Raw genomic sequence first — 19,580 nt, 5'->3', positions numbered from 1 at the left:
AAGGCGAGAGCGAAAACGAGCTCTCGCCTGAATAAGAGAATAAACACTAAAACAAAATTCTCTTATAAGCTATCAACTATTCGATATCTTCTCCTAACGACCATTTTAATGGTGTGCTAGCGTTTGCTGATGACACACGTACATAACCCTGCATTTCTTGATGTAGTGCAGAACAGAAATCGGTACAATAGAAAGGCCAAACCCCAACTTGTTTTGGTTCCCAAAGGAAGGTTTCTGTTTGTCCAGGCATGATGAGTAGTTCAGAGGTATTGGCACCTATTATACTCACGCCGTGAGGTACGTCATAATCTTGTTCTAAGTTTGTAATGTGGAAATAGACTTTGTCACCAACTTTAATACCTTCAATATTGTCTGGAGAGAAATGGGAGCGAATGGTGGTCATATAAACATGTACCACATCACCTTCACGAACTACTTTAGTGTCGGCTTCATTTTTGCAGGCATAAGGGTGTTTATTGTCTTCTAACTTAAATAGTTTTTTAGATCTCGGTTTAATTAAATCGGCAGGGCATCCAGCAGCATAATGTGGTTCCCCAACTGTTGGAAAATCTAAAAGAAGTTCCATTTTTTCACCTGAGATGTCATATAACTGAGCGGATTGTGTTACCTCTGGTCCTGTTGGTAAATAACGGTCTTTAGTAATCTTATTCATTGCTACTACGTATTTACCCCAAGGTTTTTGGGAGTTTCCTCCAGGAATCATTAAGTGCCCCACAGAGTAATAACAAGGCTGTCTATCTACAACTTCCCAGGTGCCAAGTTTCCATTTTACCACTTCCGAAGATATAAAGAAGGTAGTGTATGCATTTCCTTTACCATCAAATTCTGTGTGCAATGGACCTAACCCGGGTTGCTCAACAACACCTGCCAAAACATCTTCAAAATTTAAAATAGGAATACCATAAGCGTCACCAGCTACTTTGTTATCTTCGATGGCTTTTAGCATTTTAGTAAAAGAATGTACCGTTAAGTTGGCAGAAAGTTTACCATTACCAACAATATATTCACCTGATGGGTCTACATCGCAACCGTGAGGCGATTTAGGGGTTGGTAATAAATACACAGCGCCAGGCACATCGGAAGGGTTAACTACCAAAACTTCTTTTTTCATGGTAGATGTTGCAGTATGTGTGTCTTCATCATAAACATTATGCGCATAGTTGGCTGGCATCATTTTGCCACCACCATTGTTTACATACTCTTCAATTTTTTTCCAGTTTATAGCCGCTATAAAATCTTTGTCATTTTGAGAGGCATTAACCTCAAGAAGTGTGCTTGCTTCTTCTGAGTTATAAGTTGAGAAGAAAAACCAACCATGCGAAGCACCACGACCAGGGTGCGCTAAGTCATAATCAAATCCAGGCATAATTACTTGGAATTTGATATCCATATGACCATGCTCAGGATCTACGGAAATGAAGGATAGGGCACCTTTAAAATTACCTTTGTAATCTTTAATAGGCATGTCTTTCTGAGGAATCGGAATAGAGAAACGTGTTCCTGCAACTACGTATTCTGTATTTTCTGTAACAAATGATGAACTATGGTTGCCTGCACTATTGGGTACTTCAATAATTTCGGTTGTTTCAAAAGTAGACAAGTCAATTTTTGCAATACGAGGCGTATTATTACCATTAATGAACACCCAGCGCCCGTCAATGACCCCATTGGTTTGTGAAATGTCAGGGTGATGCGAATCATCCCATGGTACAAAACCGTGAGATGTGTTTAGCATGGGCTTGGTCTCTTCGTTATAGCCATACGCCTTTTCCGCATCCTGTGAGAATACAGGGATAACTTTAAATAAACGGCCTGATGGCAACCCGTAAACAGATAATTGACCGCTAAAACCTCCGGAAATAAATGCATAGAATTCGTCATGTTCTCCTGGAGCCACATAGACTTTTTCGGCTACGTTACCAGCAAGCGCTCCAGACTTTCCTCCAGATTTACTTGAATTGTTGCAACTGGTGAATGCTAAAAGAGCACTTAAAATAACCATTGCAGATTTGAATATATTTTTCATTGTATTTATAAATTAGTTTAATTAGATGCTTTCGATGGTGGTAAAAGTACTTTATCAATAACATGAACAATGCCGTTTCCAGCTTTAACGCTGGCAATAATATTAGCCCCGCCAATAACAGGTTTACCATCAACAACTTCTACTTGTACGTACTGATTGTTGGCCTGCCCTAATTTTTTAAGTTTAGTAAGAATAGAGGTGCTTAAATTTCCAGGAGTTACATGGTATTTTAGGATGTTAGCTAAGGTTTCTTTATTCTCTGGTTTTACAAGGTTTTCAACAGTGCCTTCAGGTAAGGCGGCAAATGCGGCATCTGTTGGAGCAAAAACAGTAAGAGGTCCTACGTTGACTAAGGCGTTTTCTACTTGTGCAGCCTGGACTGCGGCAACTAAAGTTTTATGGTCGGGTGAGTTAATAGCTATTTGTAAGCAGTTTGGAGTAGCCTCGTCATCTTGAATAAAAGCTTGCCCTGTTTTTTGTTTAGGTGCATTGGCTTCAGTTGTAGTGGTTTGCACCTCCTTGGTTTCATTTTTACAGGAGTAGCATACAACTGCAAAGACAAAAAGAAGGACTAATGGTTTAAAGGTTTTCATATTTAGTGGTGTTAGTTGATTATTTTAGCGTTCTAAAATATTCTAAAATCGCTCTAGCATCTTCTTCCGATAAATTTTGATTAGCCATTGGAGAACCGTTAAATTCTATTAATAAAGCTTTAGCAAGCGGGTCTTTCTGAACCATTTCATCAGGATTTAAAATCATGTTCATAACCCATTCAGGGCTTCTGCGATCTAAAATGTTTTTGGGTGCAGGACCAATGAATTTTTTATCAGGTCTGTGACAAGCCGTACACATATTTTTAAAAACATCGGCACCGTGATTGGCCATGTCTTGGTTGACTTCGGCATCAAGTGTAATGGATGTTATGGGGCCTATCCCTTTATTGTTAAGGTCAACAGTTTTTGAGGCAGGAAGTGTCTCTGCTTTTGTTGTATTGGTTGTTTCAGTAACAGTTTTCTTCTCATAAGAGAACCCTGCTTTCTTTTTTTCTTCTTTGCCGCCGCAGCTAATCAGAAGAGCAATTAATAAAGTAGATAGGATATTACGTGTAGTTTTCATAAAAAAGTATTTAATCAAACAAATTTAGGATTCCTATACGTGAAAAAACATGATAAAAATCATATTTAAGACAAAATTGTCTTAATTAAGAGTCTTGTAAATTATCATGCTTTTATGCCTAAATAATAGTTTATGTTTTGAGCTAAGTGCTAAAAGTAAAAGCGAATAAAAGGCGCCCATGGTTCGCTGTAAATACTTTTGTTATCATTATACAAAACATCATACCTAATGCCAAAAGCTACAGGGCCATTGCGATAGCCTGCTCCTAGATATAACGCAGGAATCCAATAGTTTTTATTTCTAAAATTTAAGTAAGGTTCAAACTTTCTATTCACATTAAGTTCTTCAAATTCAGCTGAAAGTTGAATTTGAGGAATAATATTGTAAAGTCCAATTAAACTACCTCCTAATATAGTAGAATGATAAATGTTTTTTTCACTGTTATAAGTGAAATTGAGTCCGAGACCTAAAGCAAATCGTTGATCAAATTGATAGATGGCACTTGGCGCTAATGTACCACTAAAAAAACCGCTTCCAAAATTTAAACCTATACCACCTCCGTAACGTACATGACTCCAAAAATTGTTCTTGTATTCTTGAGCATTTAGGTTTTGAAAGCCGATAAAACTAAAGAAAGTAATGGTAATAATTATTTTATTAATTGAAAAAAAATGTTTGATCATGATGCGATATTGATAAAATATTAACAGCTTTAATGTTAAATTCGTTAAATGCTTATTTCCAAGTATAAATATACTTAAAGAATAATCTAATTTTACCAAAAGTTGTATTTTTGGGGGATATTTTTGATTAACCTACAGGGGATTATAACACACAATGGATAAATTTTCATTTTTAAATGCAGCGCATACAGCGTTTTTTGCTGATTTATACGATCAATATTTACAGAATCCAGATGCGGTAGAACCAAGTTGGAGAGCTTTTTTTCAAGGCTATGATTTTGGTAGTGAAAACTATGGATTGGATGGCGAGATTATTGAAGGTGTTTCTACTCAAATACCAGAGCATGTTCAAAAAGAATTTAATGTTGTTAGGTTGATTGATGGCTATAGAATGCGTGGGCATTTGTTCACAAAAACAAACCCCGTAAGAGAAAGACGTTCCTATACGCCAACTTTAGATATTGCTAATTTTGGGCTTTCAGATAGTGATCTGGATACGATTTTTAATGCAGGTGAAGTGTTAGGTGTTGGAGCTAAATCGTTACGCGATATCATTAGCCATCTAGAGCGCATTTATTGTAGTTCCATTGGGGTTGAATATATGTATTTGAGAAACCCAGAAGTTATTTCATGGTGGCAAACGCAACTAAATGAAAATGACAACCAACCTAATTATTCTTCGGAAACTAAAAAATATATTCTTTCAAAACTCAATCAAGCAGTTACTTTTGAAAACTTTTTGCAAACAAAATATGTTGGTCAAAAACGATTTTCATTAGAAGGAGGAGAGTCCTTAATTCCTGCTATTAGTAATGTGTTGTTTTATGCCGTTGAGAAATATGGGGTAAAAGAATGTGTGTTAGGAATGGCACATAGAGGACGTTTAAGTACACTTGTAAATATTTTTAGAAAACCCATGAAAGAACTCTTTAGTGAGTTTGATGGTAAAGATTTTGAAGATGAAAATATTGATGGTGATGTAAAATACCATTTAGGGTTAACGCTTGATAAAACCTATCAGAACGGCAAGAATATCAAGATGAATTTGGTGCCAAACCCATCACATCTTGAAACAGTAGCCCCTGTGGCTGAAGGTATAACCCGGGCTAAGATTGATAGTGATTATGCTGGTGATGATTCTAAAATCATTCCTATTGTAGTACATGGTGATTCAGCCATTGCAGGACAGGGTGTAGCCTATGAGGTGGCTCAAATGAGTCAATTAAATGGATATAAAACAGGAGGAACTATACACATTGTAGTAAACAATCAAATTGGATTTACTACAAATTATTTAGATGCACGTTCAAGTACTTATTGTACAGATGTGGCCAAAGTGACATTATCTCCAGTATTACATGTAAATTCGGATGATGCCGAAGCGGTAGTTCATGCCGTTGAGCTGGCTTTAGAGTACAGAATGCGTTACAAAAAAGATGTTTATATTGATTTGTTGGGCTATAGAAAATATGGGCATAATGAAGGTGATGAGCCTAGATTTACTCAGCCAAAACTTTACAAATACATCTCAAAGCATAAAAATCCGTTCAAGATTTATTCAGATAAGCTTATTGCGGAAGGTACCATAGATAAAGGCTATTCAAATCAAATAGTAACAGAGTTTAAGGAGACGCTTGAAACAGCCTACACAGAGTCAAAAGAGGAAGAATCTTCAAAGGTTAGAGAGTTTATGGAAGACCGTTGGAAAGGTTTTGAGCGTAAAGGTATTGAGGCCATGTTATATTCTGAAGATACTTCCTATCCTAAGGATAAACTTGAGCATATTTCAAAAATAGTATCTACGGTTCCTGATGGTGTTAAGTTTTTACGCAAAGCAGAACGAATTTTAGCAGGACGTGCCAAAATGGTTTTTGAAACCGATACCTTAGATTGGGGTATGGCAGAAACCTTAGCCTATGGTAGTTTACTGGAAGAAGGTTTTAATGTTAGAATATCAGGTCAAGATGTTGAACGAGGCACTTTTAGTCACAGACATGCCATTCTTCGTGATGAGATTTCTGAAGAGCGTATAAACCTATTGAATACCAATCCTGAGAATACCGGGCATATGGATATTTATAACTCCTTTTTATCGGAGTACGGCGTATTAGGTTTTGATTATGGCTATGCTATGGCAAATCCAAATACACTAACCATTTGGGAAGCTCAGTTTGGTGATTTTAGTAACGGCGCTCAAATTATTTTTGATCAATACTTATCGGCAGCTGAAGATAAATGGAAATCACAAAATGGTATAGTGGTATTATTACCACATGGTTATGAAGGGCAGGGGTCAGAACATTCATCAGCTCGAATGGAACGTTATCTTCAGTTATGTGGAAATGATAATATGATTGTTGCCGATTGTACCACACCAGCAAACTTTTTTCATCTGTTGCGTAGACAAATGAAACGTAATTACAGAAAACCACTTATCGTATTTACCCCAAAAAGCTTGTTGCGTCATCCAAAAGCGGTGTCTTCAATGAGTGAACTAGCGTCAGGTACTTTTCAAGAGATTATTGAAGATTCCATTGCGCCAGAACATGTTAAAAAGTTGGTGTTCTGTACGGGTAAATTCTATTATGAATTGCTTGAAGAACGCGAAGCTTCAAACAGAAATGATGTGGCTTTAATAAGAATTGAGCAACTATTCCCTTTACATGAAACGAAGTTGCAAGCAGTTATTGATAAGTATGCAAATGCTGAAAAATATATTTGGGCTCAAGAGGAACCAAGAAATATGGGGGCTTGGAGTTACATGTTGCAACGTATGAATTTAGTAAAGCTTGAAGTGTGCTCAAGAGATTACAATTCTGTTCCAGCACCAGGGTCAAGTACTAGAGATAAAAGAAGACAAAGACGTGTTATTGAGAACGTTTTTGAATACTAATAAATCAAATTAAATACACTTATAAAATTATAACGAATGATTTTAGAAATGAAAGTCCCTTCTCCGGGAGAATCAATAACAGAAGTTGAAATAGCAACATGGTTGGTTGAAGATGGTGATTATGTTGAAAAAGATCAGGCCATTGCTGAAGTTGATAGTGATAAGGCAACATTAGAATTACCAGCAGAAGTTAGTGGAACCATTACACTTAAGGCTGAAGAAGGTGATGCGGTTGCCGTTGGTGCGGTAGTGTGTTTAATTGATACCAGTGCTGCAAAACCTGAAGGAGGAGACGCTCCTAAGAAAGAAAAAAAGGAAGAAATGCCTAAAGTTGAAGCAGCAAAAGCGTCAACTTCAGAAGAAAAAACATATGCAACAGGAAGTGCCAGTCCAGCTGCTAAAAAGATTTTAGCTGAAAAAGGTATGGAGGCTAGTGCTGTAAAAGGCACAGGCAAAGATGGCAGAGTCACTAAGGAAGATGCGGTTAAGGCGGTGCCTTCTATGGGGACACCAACAGGAGGAAGTCGAGGTACTTCTAGGAGTAAAATGTCAATGTTAAGACGTAAAGTAGCAGAGCGTTTAGTAGAAGCTAAGAATACTACGGCGATGTTAACTACTTTTAACGAGGTGGATATGTCACCTATTTTTGCTTTACGTTCAGAGTATAAAGAAACGTTTAAAGATAAACATGGTGTAGGTTTAGGATTTATGAGTTTCTTTACATTGGCGGTGGTAAGAGCATTAAAAATGTATCCTGCTGTTAATTCTATGATTGACGGAAAAGAAATGCTTTCTTATGATTTTTGTGATATAAGTATTGCAGTTTCTGGACCAAAAGGACTTATGGTTCCTGTAATTAGAAATGCTGAAAACCTAAGTTTTAGAGGTGTAGAATCTGAAGTAAAGCGTTTGGCGTTACGTGCGCGTGACGGACAAATTACGGTTGATGAAATGACAGGAGGTACGTTTACTATTACCAATGGAGGTGTTTTTGGTAGTATGTTGTCTACTCCTATTATTAATCCGCCTCAAAGTGGTATTTTAGGCATGCATAATATTGTAGAGCGCCCCGTTGCGGTTGATGGTAAGGTTGAAATACGCCCTATTATGTATGTGGCCCTTTCTTATGATCATAGAATTATTGATGGAAAAGAGAGTGTAGGTTTCTTAGTGGCGGTTAAAGAAGCGCTTGAGAATCCTGTGGAAATTCTTATGAATAATGATATTAAAAAAGCTTTAGAATTATAAGCTTTTAAAAAATGTTATATGTAAAAAAGGGGGTGTTATGAAAATAACACCCCCTTTTTTTCGGATTCGGGAATTCTTGATTTTTTAACTAATAGATAATCATAAAAATATTTACAAACACAATAGCTACAACTAAGAATACTAACCCAACGATGCAGCACTTTGTAAGGATATGGTCTGTTTTCATGGTTGAATGATTTCGCATGTTGCTTTGCAATAGTTTTGAAGGTTAAATACTCTGCACCTTTACGATGCAGAGTAGATATAAATTCTCTCTCAAAAGAATTTAATTAATAGCATCTCAAAGATAAAGAAGACTAAGCAGAAATAAAATACGCATTACTACGTATTTTTATGATTTCTAAGCTTTTAAAAGCAAGAAAGCCCTAGATTATCATAATCTAGAGCCTTCTATAATTCTCCCTAAGAACTAATTAATAGCTCTGTAAAATTAATGCGTTATTCTGATATATAAAATACGCACTAGTACGTATTTTAAAGGAAGTTTTTGTTTGTATTTGCCCAAATAAGTAACGATGTAGGTTTATTGTCTAGCCCTAATTTATGAACCATATTGCTCCGGTGTTTTTCTACAGTTCGTATTGAGATTGATAGCTCGTTAGCAATTTCTTGGCTGGTTTTATTATGGGAAATTAATTGGGCAATCTTTAATTCGCTTTTAGTGAGTAGATTGAGGTCTTCGGGTGTTTTTATTGTATCACTTGAGTTTAGATATGAAGCAATTTCTTCACTAAAATAAGGTTTGCCTTCAACAACATGTGTTATACAGGTTTCAATTTCTTCAATAGCAAACTCTTTTAGTATATAACCATAGACATTAAAGGCTTTTGCTTTATCATATAAATCTTCTTCCTTGTCAAACGTGATGAGTATAATTTTAGTAGGTAAGTCGTGCTTCATGCAAGCTTCTGCTATTTCTAGTCCGGTTTTATAAGGCATTCGTATATCAAGGATGGCAATATCTGGTTTGAGCTTTACAATAAGATTGTATGCCTTTTTTCCGTCTTCTGCACTGCCCACCACATTAAAGCCTCTAGAAGTTAAAAAATCTGTTAATCCCCGCAACAATAAGGGGTGGTCATCTGCAATCACTAGAGATGTAATCATAGGAGGTAAAAACGCTATTAATTAACCTAATTATAACTTTAAATATAAGTATTTCTTCTGATAATCAATGATGGCTTTGGCTTTTTTCAAGATATCGGCTCCAATAATACCATCAACGGGTTTGGAGTTATGGTTAATAAGAGCAGTGTTTACATGTGTAAGATTAAAGAGGACAAGAAGAATTTTGTTGTTGCTCCATTTGCCAATTTTAATTTTATTTTTTTTAGCCATTTTGGTGTCCATATTTATGGCGCCAGCGCCAGCTGCTTTAATAATAGAATCTTCAGCCTTTAGCTTAAATCGTTCTATACCTTCAAACCCTACACAAGAACTCGAAGCACCAGTATCTAATATAAACAAACCTCGTTTGCCATTTATGCTAGCTTTAATTTCAAAGTGGTTTGTTTTGGTTAAATGTAATTTTACTTTAGCATAACCTTTTTCCAGAAGAAATTCTTGAAGCGTTTCCATCTTATTTATTTTAAACAAATATAATCATGTAAAAACGATTATTTTTACAAAAAAATTAAGTTTAATTAAAGCAGGATATACTTGATTATTACTGATACACATACCCATTTATATAGCGAAGCATTTGAAGAGGATAGACAAGAAATGATTGAACGGGCGATTGATGCTGGAGTTTCCAGATTTTTTATACCAGCTATTGATGCAACCTACACAGATGCCATGTTACAATTAGAAAAAGATTTTCCAAATCATATTTTTTTAATGATGGGCTTGCATCCTACACACGTAAACGAAAATTATAGAGAGGAGCTAGAACATGTGGCTTCTATGTTGTCTCAAAGAAAGTTCTATGCGTTGGGTGAAATTGGGATTGATTTATATTGGGACGCCTCTACTTTAGAGATTCAAAAAAAAGCGTTTAAATACCAAATACAACTGGCAAAAAAGTATAAACTACCTATTGTAATTCATTGTAGGGAAGCGTTTGATGCGATTTTTGAGGTTTTAGAAGAAGAAAAAGATGCTAGTTTATTTGGCATTTTTCATTGCTTTACAGGGACTTTAGAGCAAGCACACCAAGCCCTATCTTATAATATGAAATTAGGTATTGGTGGGGTCGCCACGTTTAAGAACGGGAAAATTGATCGGTTTTTAAGTCAGATAGACTTAAAACATGTCGTTTTAGAAACCGATGCACCTTATTTATCACCAGTACCATTTAGAGGAAAAAGAAACGAGAGTGCTTATATTATAAAGGTGTTAGAAAAGCTTTCTGAAATTTATAGTAAGCCTGTTGAAGAAATTGCACGTATCACCACTCAAAATTCAAAAGAGGTATTTAAAATCTAGCCTATGCGTAAAGTCAAACCTAATATATTACTCCTTTATACTGGTGGAACCATTGGTATGATTAAAGATTTTCAGTCTGGAGCTTTAAAAACATTTGATTTTAAAACATTACTGGATAAAATTCCAGAGTTACAATTACTAGATTGCAAGATTGATACGGTTTCTTTTGAAGAGCCTATAGATTCTAGTAATATGAACCCAGAATTATGGGTTAAAATAGCGGAAATAATTGAAACACATTATTTAGAGTTTGATGGTTTTGTTGTGCTTCATGGTAGTGATACTATGAGTTATACGGCCTCTGCTTTAAGTTTTATGTTAGAGGATCTAACAAAGCCAGTCATTTTTACTGGGTCTCAGCTGCCTATTGGCGACTTAAGAACCGATGCTAAAGAAAATTTAATTACCTCCATTCAAGTAGCCTCATTACAGGAAAATGGCGAATCGGTAATCAAAGAAGTTTGTTTGTATTTTGAATATAAGCTGTACAGAGCCAATAGAACCACGAAATTAAACGCTGAAAATTTTCAAGCCTTTGCCTCATTCAATTATCCTGAGTTAGCAGAGTCGGGCGTGCATTTAAAAATCAATCGTGAATATATCTGTAAATTAAATCACAAAAACACACTCAAGGTAAACAAACGTTTAAACAATAATATTGCTATTGTTAAATTATTTCCAGGGATAACAGAGGTTTTTTTAAAAAATGTGCTAGCAACACCTAATTTAAAGGCGGTAATTCTTGAAACTTATGGCGCAGGAAATTGCCCTAATGAAGATTGGTTTTTAAATACCTTAAAGGAATATATTAAGGCAGGGATATACCTTATTAATATCACACAATGTTTAGGAGGAAGTGTTATGATGGGACATTATGAAACAAGTGAGGCGTTAGAGCGTATTGGCGTCATTTCAGGGAAAGATATGACTACTGAAGCTGCCGTAGCTAAATTAATGTACATGCTTGGGCAGAACATGTCTGATTCTGAATTTAAGACGATTTATGAGACGTCCTTACGTGGTGAATTGGGTGCTTAGTTAAAAGTATTTTAATTCTATCAGTACCATTTGGCTTAAACACCAAAAGAAGCACCTAAGGATTTGGGTGTCTAAATTCTAAATAATCTTGTTTTTCCATACGGCCCCTATGCTTCCCATATTGTTCAAGTTAAGTCTTCTTTCAATAGTTCTTCCTCCTGCAAAGGACCAATTTGCACCTACACAGCCATAAGAACCTCCAGAGATATTTTTTGCTTGTGACTTCATCGTATGCTATTTGTGATGAAGCAGAGGTATGTTTAAATAAAATAATGATTAGTGTTTAAAAGCTTTACTCTTAGTGAATTCTTTCTAGTGAGGGGTGACTTAGTGTAAGACGAAGGTTGGATTAACGTATGAAAGCATCAAAGCGTGTTAAAAAGCAACTTAAAAGTAAACAAAATGCCTGGGATGTTGCTGTCAATCTCCTTTTTTTAAGTTCACCAATAAAACTAATTTTAAAATCATAGTAAAGTTTTATGTTATATAACCTGTTTAAAACCACCATTAAAGCCATATTTGGCGCTATATTGATGTAAAATTAACTCTTAAAATTTGAAGGTTAGCAGTTTTTTTTGTTATTTCAGCCCCCAGTAATTTAATGTAAACAAAAATACAGAGAGGTGGCCGAGTGGTCGAAGGCGCACGCCTGGAAAGTGTGTATACCTCAAAAGGGTATCGAGGGTTCGAATCCCTTCCTCTCTGCTGTTATTTTTTGTTATTTAATTGCTTTTTTTTTATATCTTTAACGCTTTAACTAATAAAATTAAGATCGAGAACAATGAAAAGATTATTTTCTATCCTAGCCATTACAGGAATGATGGTATTTGGAACTGCTAATGCAACTACAATTGCAAACACAACTACAGCTGTAACAACCGTAACCGTAGCGCAAGAGGACGATGCTGCGCCAGCGCAAGAGCTTGGATTTCACCAAGAATTAAAAAAGAGGTTTATAGAAGGAGGACCTGGGTTTATGGGGATTGTATTGTTATGTTTAATTTTAGGATTGGCAATTGCTATTGAAAGAATTATCTTTTTGAATCTTTCTACTACAAATACAAAAAAATTAACGCAAGATGTTGAAGATGCTTTAGCATCAGGTGGAGTAGAAGCTGCAAAAGAAGTTTGTAGAAATACAAAAGGACCTATCGCATCTATCTACTACCAAGGGTTAGATAGAACTGATGAAGGTCTTGATGCTGCTGAAAAAGCGGTTGTAGCTTATGGAGGTGTACAAATGGGACAATTAGAAAAGAATGTATCTTGGATATCTTTATTTATTGCCTTAGCACCAATGCTTGGTTTCATGGGTACGGTAATTGGTATGATTCAAGCATTTGATAAAATTGAAGCGGCTGGTGATATGCAACCATCACTTGTTGCAGGAGGTATTAAAGTAGCTCTTTTAACAACGGTATTTGGTTTAGTAGTAGCTATTATCCTTCAAATTTTTTACAATTATATTATTGCTAAAATTGATAGCATTGTTAACAGTATGGAAGATGCTTCTATTACGTTAATGGATCTATTAATTAGAAACAAGAAGTAATAATTAAAATTTAAAAGATATTATGGGTTTACATAAAATATTAAAAATAGTAGCGTTCGCACTTGCTATTATTGGTGCCATTTTTGCACTAATGATTATGGCAGGTGATGAGTCGACTGCTAACGATATGAGCGGAAATATGCTCTACATTGCCTATGTTGTACTGGGTATTGTATTATTACTAGTAGTCTTGTTTGTAATTAAAGGATTATTTGCAGGTAATATTAAAAAGACCTTAGTCACTGTTGGAGCCTTTTTAGCCGTTGTTGTAGTGTCTTATGCTATGTCTTCAGGAACCGATTTAGATTTAACACCATTTACTCAAAAAGGAGTAGATATTACTGAGTCTACTTCAAAGTACGTGGGAGCTGGTTTATATACATTTTATGTTCTTGCTTTTTTAGCAATTGCCTCTATGTTATACGGCGGAGCAAAGAAATTATTTAATAAATAACAAAAACTATGGCGAAAAGAGCAGCACCAGAAGTAAACGCAGGCTCCATGGCCGACATTGCTTTCCTTTTATTAATTTTCTTCTTAGTAACAACTACTATTGAGACAGATTCTGGTATTAACAGAAAACTTCCCCCAATGGAAGAGTCTGATCAAGATGTTATCATTAAGCAAAAAAATATTTTTACTGTATTATTAAATGGTAAAGATCAATTGCTCGTTGAGGACGAATTAATGGAATTGAAGGATCTAAGAAAAGCAGCAATTGAATTCTTAGACAATGGAGGAGATGGTTCATGTGACTATTGTAAAGGGCCTAAAGACCCTAGTTCTTCTGATAATCCAGATAAAGCAATCATTTCCTTAAAGAATGAACGTGAAACAACATACAAAACATATATAGCAGTACAAAATGAGCTTGTGGCCGCATATAATCATTTAAGAGATGCCAGGGCGGAACAGTTATATGGTATGTCATTCACTGAAATGGAAGCTAACTATAAAGATGTTAATTGGCCTGGGAATAAAGATAAATTGAAGAAGCAGATAGATCAAATTAAAGTTGATTATCCTCAAAAGCTTTCAGAAGTACAATAATTTAATATTTAGAACATGGCTAAATTTAATAAGAAAAAGAAAGGTGATTTGCCTGCAATATCTACGGCTTCCTTACCGGATATTGTATTTATGTTGTTATTCTTCTTTATGGTAGCTACTGTAATGAGACAAAACACCTTAAAAATTGAAAATAACTTACCATTCGCTGATCAAGTTGAAAAACTTGATAAGAAAGATTTGGTAATGTATATCTACGCAGGTAAGCCTAGTGCAAACTATAAGCAGTTTGGTACTGAAGCCAGAATTCAGCTTAATGATGATTTTGCAAGTGTCAGTGAAATTGCAGCATTTATAGCAGCTGAAAGGGCTTCAAAAAGAGAGGAGTTAGTACCTTTCTTAACCACTGCTCTAAAGGTTGATAAAGATGCTAATATGGGCTTAATTGGAGATATAAAACAAGAGCTACGTAAAGTAAACGCTCTAAAAATAAATTACACTACAAAAAAAGGTAGTGTTTTTGGAAGAGATTAGTTTTTACTCTTAATTTTATAAGAAAAAGGTGTTTTGTTATCAAAACACCTTTTTTGTTTGTATATATGTATACGCTAATACTATCTTAGTATTTCATATTGAAATTTTATATTGGAAATGAAATATTGTTTTTCGGTTTTCTTTGTCGTCTTTATTTCGCTAACTATTTTTGCGCAAGAGAAGCTGCCTAAGTCTGGTGTTGTCGATTCACTATACAAAGAGGATCATTTTTACGCAACAATGACTTATAATTTGCTTACCAATACCCCTGTTGGACTGCGGCAACGTGGCTTTTCTCTTGGTTTTAACCTCGGTTATCTAAAGGATATGCCTGTTAATAAAGCCAGAAATAAGGCTATAGCCATAGGTTTGGGCTATTCAACAAATTCGTATAATCATAACATTCTTATTTCAAAGGATGCTAACGGTGTTTTCTTGTATAATATTATTCCAGAAGGAAGTAGCTTTTCAAAAAATAAAATATCTACGCATTTAATTGAAGTCCCTTTTGAATTCAGATGGCGAACATCTACCCCGACTGATTTTGAATTTTGGCGAATTTATGCTGGATTTAAGGTGGGATATTTGTTAACGCATACTACAAAGTATATAGGTGACTTAGGAAGCTTTAAATACAGTAATAACCCACATTTTGATAATTTTCAATACGGACTTATGGTAAGTGCAGGATATAATACGTGGAATATTCATGTGTATTATGCGCTTAATCCTATATTTTCTGAGCAGGCTAAAATAGATGGAGCACGTATTGAAATGAGTACGCTAAAAATTGGTTTGATGTTTTATATCCTTTAAACCTTTATTTTACGAAAATACCCGTTATAACTAATTTTTGTTTGGGTATATTTCTTTGCATAATATGGGGATGCTAAAATAAGACATCAAAAGAACCTATATCACGAGCAGATGACCTAGCATCGGCAGATGCTATTTTAAAATTGCAAAGAGAAGAAGGTTAGTATCAGTTAATACAATTGGAGGCGACACCTCAGATGGTGGAAGGCTTAAATGATACTGTTCAGAAAAGGCATATCTTGAAATAAAGCAGAGGTTAAACTTTCATTCGGTAGAAATGATAAAGAAAGACCAATCGTATTGGGTGTATAGGTTTAAAGGACAGTTTGAATAAGGGATTGAGGTTGAGGTGAGAACTGTGCTAAATACTCAAGGTAAATTAACTGCGTTTTTTTGAAACCTTGGCGGCATATACTCTAACTGCTACAACCAATAGGGTATTAAAATAAGTTGTGGCAATACCCCGATAAAAAAGCCCACCACTAGTTCTACGGCAACATGTGCTTTTACATGTAATCTTGAAGTGGCAACAGCACCAAGAACTAGGGTCATGACAGACAATGTGCCTACTATATTTATACTAAAGTGAACACTTAAGGCAATAAAAAACATGGTTAAACCAGATATTCCAATTAAATGAATACTGGCCTTAAACTTCATAATAGCTAGCATTAAACAGGTCATACTAGAAATAAGAATACCTAAGAAAAAAAAGTAGAGCTCTATAGATTCTGTAGGCGGTAAGATACGTTGAATGATAATAAGATTAATGATGCAGTTAAGCAATAACGGATACACACGCTCTTTAGTTGTTGTTAAATAGAATGACTTTACTTTTCCTAATACCTTTAAAAAGAAATAGAGTAGAATAGGTAATAAAATTGTTAATATGAATAGTGAGATTAATTTTGCTTTTACCACATCAGGGGCAACAAATCTAGGGGTTTTTGAGAAATAAAAAATAACCCCCAACAATGGCATAAACAACGGATGAAAAATAAAGGAAAGGCTTTTAAGGAACTTATCTGTCATATTTTTTTTCTTAGACGTGCCACTGGAATATCTAGTTGCTCCCTATATTTGGCCACTGTTCGTCTTGCAATAGGATAGCCCTTTTCTTTTAGAATAGCGGCCAAGGTTTCATCGGTTAATGGCTTTTTTTTGTCTTCTTCCTCTATAACGGTTTCTAATATTTTTTTAATTTCTTTCGTTGATACATCTTCTCCTTGATCATTTTTCATAGATTCTGAAAAGAACTCTTTGATGAGCTTGGTACCATAAGGTGTATCAACATACTTGCTATTGGCTACTCTAGATACGGTAGATACGTCCATATTAATTTCATCAGCAATATCTTTTAAAATCATTGGTTTTAAGCTGCGCTCATCACCTGATAGAAAATAATCTTTCTGATAATGCATAATGGCGCTCATGGTCACAAACAACGTTTGCTGACGTTGTTTAATAGCTTCTATAAACCATTTGGCAGCATCTAATTTTTGCTTGATGAAAATGACAGCGTCTTTTTGCGATTTAGATTTATCTTTGGCATCTTTATACCCTTTCAACATGTTGCTATATTCTCTGGAAACATGCAGTTCTGGAGCATTTCTACCATTTAGGGTTAATTCTAATTCACCATCCACTATCCTAATGGCAAAATCGGGAACAACGTGTTCAACAATTTTATTATTTCCAGCGTATGAGCCTCCTGGTTTTGGGTTTAAATGTTCAATTTCTGAAATTGCTTCTTTCAATTGATCTTCGGAAATGTCAAACTTTTGGAGTAATTTTTTGTAGTGCTTTTTGGTGAATTGCTCAAAAGCATAATCAATAATATTAATTGCTAAATCTGTTGCGGCCGTTTTTTGTTTTCTATGTAATTGAATACTCAGGCATTCTTGTAAATTTCTTGCTCCTACACCAGCTGGATCTAATTGATGTACAATGTGAAGCACGTCCTTTATTTTGTCTTCAGTGGTATATACATTTTGAGTGAACGCCAAATCATCCATGATGTCACTCAAATCTCTTCGTATATAACCGCTTTCATCAACACTACCGACTAAAAACTCAGCAATATCACGTTCTTCATCTGATAATCTATAGGTGTTTAATTGATTTGTTAGGTGTTGTGTAAACGATGTGCCTGCCGCATATGGGATGCTTTTTTCCTCATCATCACTACTATAATTGTTGGCTTGAGTTCTATAATCTGGGATTTCATCATCACTTAAATATTCATCAACATTAATGTCTTCGGCATTGATAGATTCGGTATCATTAAAGTCATCAGATGAATTATCAAATTCGTTATCTATATCATTCAGACTATCTTCTTTACCACCTTCAAGTGCTGGGTTTTCTTCTAGCTCTTGTTTTAAGCGCTGTTCAAAAGCCTGCGTGGGCAACTGAATCAATTTCATTAACTGAATTTGCTGCGGCGATAGTTTTTGCGATAATTTAAATTGTAATTGTTGTTTTAGCATGCCTAAAAGGTTACTTGATATCAAAAATAATATAATTAGATTAATTACCTACCCAACTTTGAAGGCTTTTATGAGTTCAAATGGATTCTAATACCAAGCTTTTATAATCGTTAAGCAGTTATTTGTAGATGCTTGCTGGGAGCTACTCTCCTTTGGGGGTACAAATTATATTGTTTTATATAGACAGATCAGTTTTGCCCATGGATCTTAAAGGATTACTATACGTTTTTACTTAGAATAGGTGTTATGCAAAAATCAAGTTAGAATTCAGCGTTTTGAGGTGTTCTTGGAAAAGGAATAACATCTCTAATATTGCTCATACCCGTTGCAAACATTACTAAACGTTCAAAACCTAGGCCAAAGCCAGAATGTACTGCAGTACCAAATTTTCTTAAATCTAAGTACCACCAAAGTTCTTCTTCTGGAATGTTTATTGCGGCCATTTTTTCTTTTAAAACATCTAAACGTTCTTCACGTTGGGCACCTCCAACTATTTCACCAATCCCTGGGAATAGAATATCCATGGCGCGAACCGTTTTGCCATCATCATTTAAACGCATATAAAAGGCCTTAATGTTGGCAGGATAATCAAACAAAATAACAGGACATTTAAAGTGTTTTTCTACCAAATAACGCTCATGCTCACTTTGTAAATCGGTACCCCATTCATCTATAATGTACTTGAATTTCTTTTTCTTGTTAGGTTTTGAATTTCGTAGAATATCAATAGCTTCAGTATAGCTTACTCTTTTAAAATGGTTGTCAGTAACAAAGTTTAGCTTTTCAATTAAAGACATTGGGCTGCGCTCAGCTTGAGGTTTTTTCTTGTCTTCATCTTGTAAGCGCTTATCTAAAAACTCTAAATCTTCGCGGTTGTTAACTAATATGTATTTAATAACATATTTCATAAAGTCTTCAGCCAAATCCATATTGCCAGCCAAATCCATAAAGGCTACTTCTGGTTCAATCATCCAAAATTCAGCCAAATGCCTTGACGTATTTGAGTTTTCTGCTCTAAATGTGGGGCCAAAGGTGTATACTTTACCCAGTGACATAGCATAGGTTTCTGCCTCTAACTGCCCAGAAACCGTTAGGTTTGTTTCTTTTCCAAAAAAATCTTTTGAATAATCTACGTTGCCATTTTCATCTTTCGGCGGATTTTCAGCATCCAATGTTGTTACCTTAAACATTTCGCCAGCACCTTCAGCATCACTTCCCGTTATAATAGGGGCATGCATGTAATAAAACCCGTTTTCATTAAAGTATTTATGAATAGCAAATGACAATGCGGAACGCAAACGCATTACGGCGCTAAATGTATTGGTTCTTGTGCGTAAGTGTGCATGTTCTCGTAAAAACTCAAAGGAATGTTTTTTAGGCTGAATAGGGTAGGTGTCTGGGTTAGAATCTCCTAATACGTCTAATTCTTTTACTTGAATCTCTACCTGTTGTCCCTTTCCTTGGCTTTCAACAAGTTCTCCTTTTACATGAATGGCCGCACCTGTGGTAATGCGTTTTAAAAGGGCTTCATCAAATTGTTCAAAATCAACAACGCATTGTATATTATTAAGTGTTGATCCATCGTTTAGCGCAATAAATCTGTTAGCTCTAAAGGTTCTTACCCATCCTTTTATTTCAACATCAGGTATAACAATTTCTTGCGACAGTAACTCCGAAACAGTTCTTAATTGCATAAATACTAGTTTTA

General features: G+C 35.2%; 19 protein-coding genes and 1 tRNA gene. 10 read left to right on the top strand and 10 right to left on the bottom strand.

Annotated features, from left to right (window positions below):
* Window positions 1–76: 76 nt before the first annotated feature.
* The 4 genes from nosZ to KFZ70_RS03315 form a co-directional block, all read right to left on the bottom strand.
* On the bottom strand, window positions 77–2,047 hold the full coding sequence (gene nosZ / locus KFZ70_RS03330; RefSeq protein WP_139697155.1) for a Sec-dependent nitrous-oxide reductase: 1,971 nt from the start codon (window positions 2,045–2,047) through the stop codon (window positions 77–79).
* 17 nt (window positions 2,048–2,064) lie between these two features.
* Window positions 2,065–2,640, bottom strand: a complete 576-nt coding sequence (locus KFZ70_RS03325) for a fasciclin domain-containing protein (protein ID WP_139697157.1) — start codon at window positions 2,638–2,640, stop codon at window positions 2,065–2,067.
* 19 nt (window positions 2,641–2,659) lie between these two features.
* Window positions 2,660–3,163 carry a c-type cytochrome gene (locus KFZ70_RS03320; RefSeq protein ID WP_139697159.1) on the bottom strand — a complete coding sequence of 168 codons (504 nt, stop codon included), beginning with the start codon at window positions 3,161–3,163 and terminating at the stop codon, window positions 2,660–2,662.
* A gap of 149 nt (window positions 3,164–3,312) precedes the next feature.
* The gene (locus KFZ70_RS03315; protein WP_233244050.1) at window positions 3,313–3,846 is read right to left on the bottom strand and encodes an alpha-ketoglutarate decarboxylase; all 534 of its coding nucleotides are present in this window, start codon (window positions 3,844–3,846) and stop codon (window positions 3,313–3,315) included.
* Window positions 3,847–4,000: 154 nt separating this feature from the next.
* On the opposite strand from KFZ70_RS03315, the gene KFZ70_RS03310 reads away from it, so the two are divergent.
* Complete coding sequence (locus KFZ70_RS03310) at window positions 4,001–6,739, top strand: 2-oxoglutarate dehydrogenase E1 component (protein WP_139697161.1); 2,739 nt, start codon at window positions 4,001–4,003, stop codon at window positions 6,737–6,739.
* A 36-nt stretch (window positions 6,740–6,775) separates the two neighbouring features.
* Window positions 6,776–7,987, top strand: a complete 1,212-nt coding sequence (gene odhB, locus KFZ70_RS03305) for a 2-oxoglutarate dehydrogenase complex dihydrolipoyllysine-residue succinyltransferase (RefSeq protein ID WP_139697163.1) — start codon at window positions 6,776–6,778, stop codon at window positions 7,985–7,987.
* A gap of 495 nt (window positions 7,988–8,482) precedes the next feature.
* Here odhB and KFZ70_RS03300 read toward each other — a convergent pair whose 3' ends face one another.
* Complete coding sequence (locus tag KFZ70_RS03300; RefSeq protein ID WP_139697165.1) at window positions 8,483–9,115, bottom strand: response regulator transcription factor; 633 nt, start codon at window positions 9,113–9,115, stop codon at window positions 8,483–8,485.
* A gap of 30 nt (window positions 9,116–9,145) precedes the next feature.
* A complete protein-coding gene (locus KFZ70_RS03295; protein ID WP_139697167.1) occupies window positions 9,146–9,586 on the bottom strand; it encodes a TIGR02281 family clan AA aspartic protease in 441 nt (146 codons plus the stop codon).
* An 81-nt stretch (window positions 9,587–9,667) separates the two neighbouring features.
* On the opposite strand from KFZ70_RS03295, the gene KFZ70_RS03290 reads away from it, so the two are divergent.
* Together KFZ70_RS03290 and KFZ70_RS03285 are read left to right on the top strand one after the other, a co-directional pair.
* A complete protein-coding gene (locus KFZ70_RS03290) occupies window positions 9,668–10,435 on the top strand; it encodes a TatD family hydrolase (RefSeq protein WP_139697168.1) in 768 nt (255 codons plus the stop codon).
* A gap of 3 nt (window positions 10,436–10,438) precedes the next feature.
* Window positions 10,439–11,473 carry an asparaginase gene (locus tag KFZ70_RS03285; protein WP_139697170.1) on the top strand — a complete coding sequence of 345 codons (1,035 nt, stop codon included), beginning with the start codon at window positions 10,439–10,441 and terminating at the stop codon, window positions 11,471–11,473.
* A gap of 78 nt (window positions 11,474–11,551) precedes the next feature.
* Here KFZ70_RS03285 and KFZ70_RS03280 read toward each other — a convergent pair whose 3' ends face one another.
* The gene (locus KFZ70_RS03280) at window positions 11,552–11,701 is read right to left on the bottom strand and encodes a hypothetical protein (protein WP_158293208.1); all 150 of its coding nucleotides are present in this window, start codon (window positions 11,699–11,701) and stop codon (window positions 11,552–11,554) included.
* A 389-nt stretch (window positions 11,702–12,090) separates the two neighbouring features.
* Here KFZ70_RS03280 and KFZ70_RS03275 point away from each other — a divergent pair.
* The 6 genes from KFZ70_RS03275 to KFZ70_RS03250 all read left to right on the top strand — a co-directional run bounded on the left by KFZ70_RS03275 (window position 12,091) and on the right by KFZ70_RS03250 (window position 15,383).
* Window positions 12,091–12,178 (top strand) — tRNA-Ser (locus tag KFZ70_RS03275).
* A gap of 76 nt (window positions 12,179–12,254) precedes the next feature.
* Window positions 12,255–13,025 (top strand): MotA/TolQ/ExbB proton channel family protein, encoded by a 771-nt coding sequence (locus KFZ70_RS03270; protein WP_139697172.1) that lies wholly within the window; start codon window positions 12,255–12,257, stop codon window positions 13,023–13,025.
* Window positions 13,026–13,047: 22 nt separating this feature from the next.
* The gene (locus tag KFZ70_RS03265) at window positions 13,048–13,479 is read left to right on the top strand and encodes a hypothetical protein (protein WP_139697174.1); all 432 of its coding nucleotides are present in this window, start codon (window positions 13,048–13,050) and stop codon (window positions 13,477–13,479) included.
* Window positions 13,480–13,487: 8 nt separating this feature from the next.
* On the top strand, window positions 13,488–14,075 hold the full coding sequence (locus KFZ70_RS03260) for a biopolymer transporter ExbD (RefSeq protein ID WP_139697175.1): 588 nt from the start codon (window positions 13,488–13,490) through the stop codon (window positions 14,073–14,075).
* A 15-nt stretch (window positions 14,076–14,090) separates the two neighbouring features.
* Window positions 14,091–14,567, top strand: coding sequence for a biopolymer transporter ExbD (locus KFZ70_RS03255; RefSeq protein ID WP_139697177.1), 477 nt, complete (start codon window positions 14,091–14,093; stop codon window positions 14,565–14,567).
* A gap of 117 nt (window positions 14,568–14,684) precedes the next feature.
* On the top strand, window positions 14,685–15,383 hold the full coding sequence (locus KFZ70_RS03250; RefSeq protein ID WP_139697179.1) for a porin family protein: 699 nt from the start codon (window positions 14,685–14,687) through the stop codon (window positions 15,381–15,383).
* Window positions 15,384–15,806: 423 nt separating this feature from the next.
* On the opposite strand, the gene KFZ70_RS03245 is transcribed toward KFZ70_RS03250, so the two are convergent.
* From KFZ70_RS03245 to asnS, 3 genes are all read right to left on the bottom strand, one after another.
* On the bottom strand, window positions 15,807–16,415 hold the full coding sequence (locus KFZ70_RS03245) for a hypothetical protein (RefSeq protein WP_139697180.1): 609 nt from the start codon (window positions 16,413–16,415) through the stop codon (window positions 15,807–15,809).
* Window positions 16,412–17,872, bottom strand: a complete 1,461-nt coding sequence (rpoN, locus tag KFZ70_RS03240; protein ID WP_139697181.1) for an RNA polymerase factor sigma-54 — start codon at window positions 17,870–17,872, stop codon at window positions 16,412–16,414. Before rpoN ends, KFZ70_RS03245 begins: the two co-directional genes overlap by 4 nt.
* A gap of 260 nt (window positions 17,873–18,132) precedes the next feature.
* The gene (gene asnS, locus KFZ70_RS03235; RefSeq protein ID WP_139697183.1) at window positions 18,133–19,566 is read right to left on the bottom strand and encodes an asparagine--tRNA ligase; all 1,434 of its coding nucleotides are present in this window, start codon (window positions 19,564–19,566) and stop codon (window positions 18,133–18,135) included.
* Window positions 19,567–19,580: the final 14 nt, after the last annotated feature.

This window comes from Allotamlana fucoidanivorans (genome assembly GCF_045788535.1).
Classification (GTDB): domain Bacteria; phylum Bacteroidota; class Bacteroidia; order Flavobacteriales; family Flavobacteriaceae; genus Allotamlana; species Allotamlana fucoidanivorans.
Note: the sequence above shows the minus strand (reverse complement) of the source record. Positions and strands in the feature narration are given on the sequence as shown.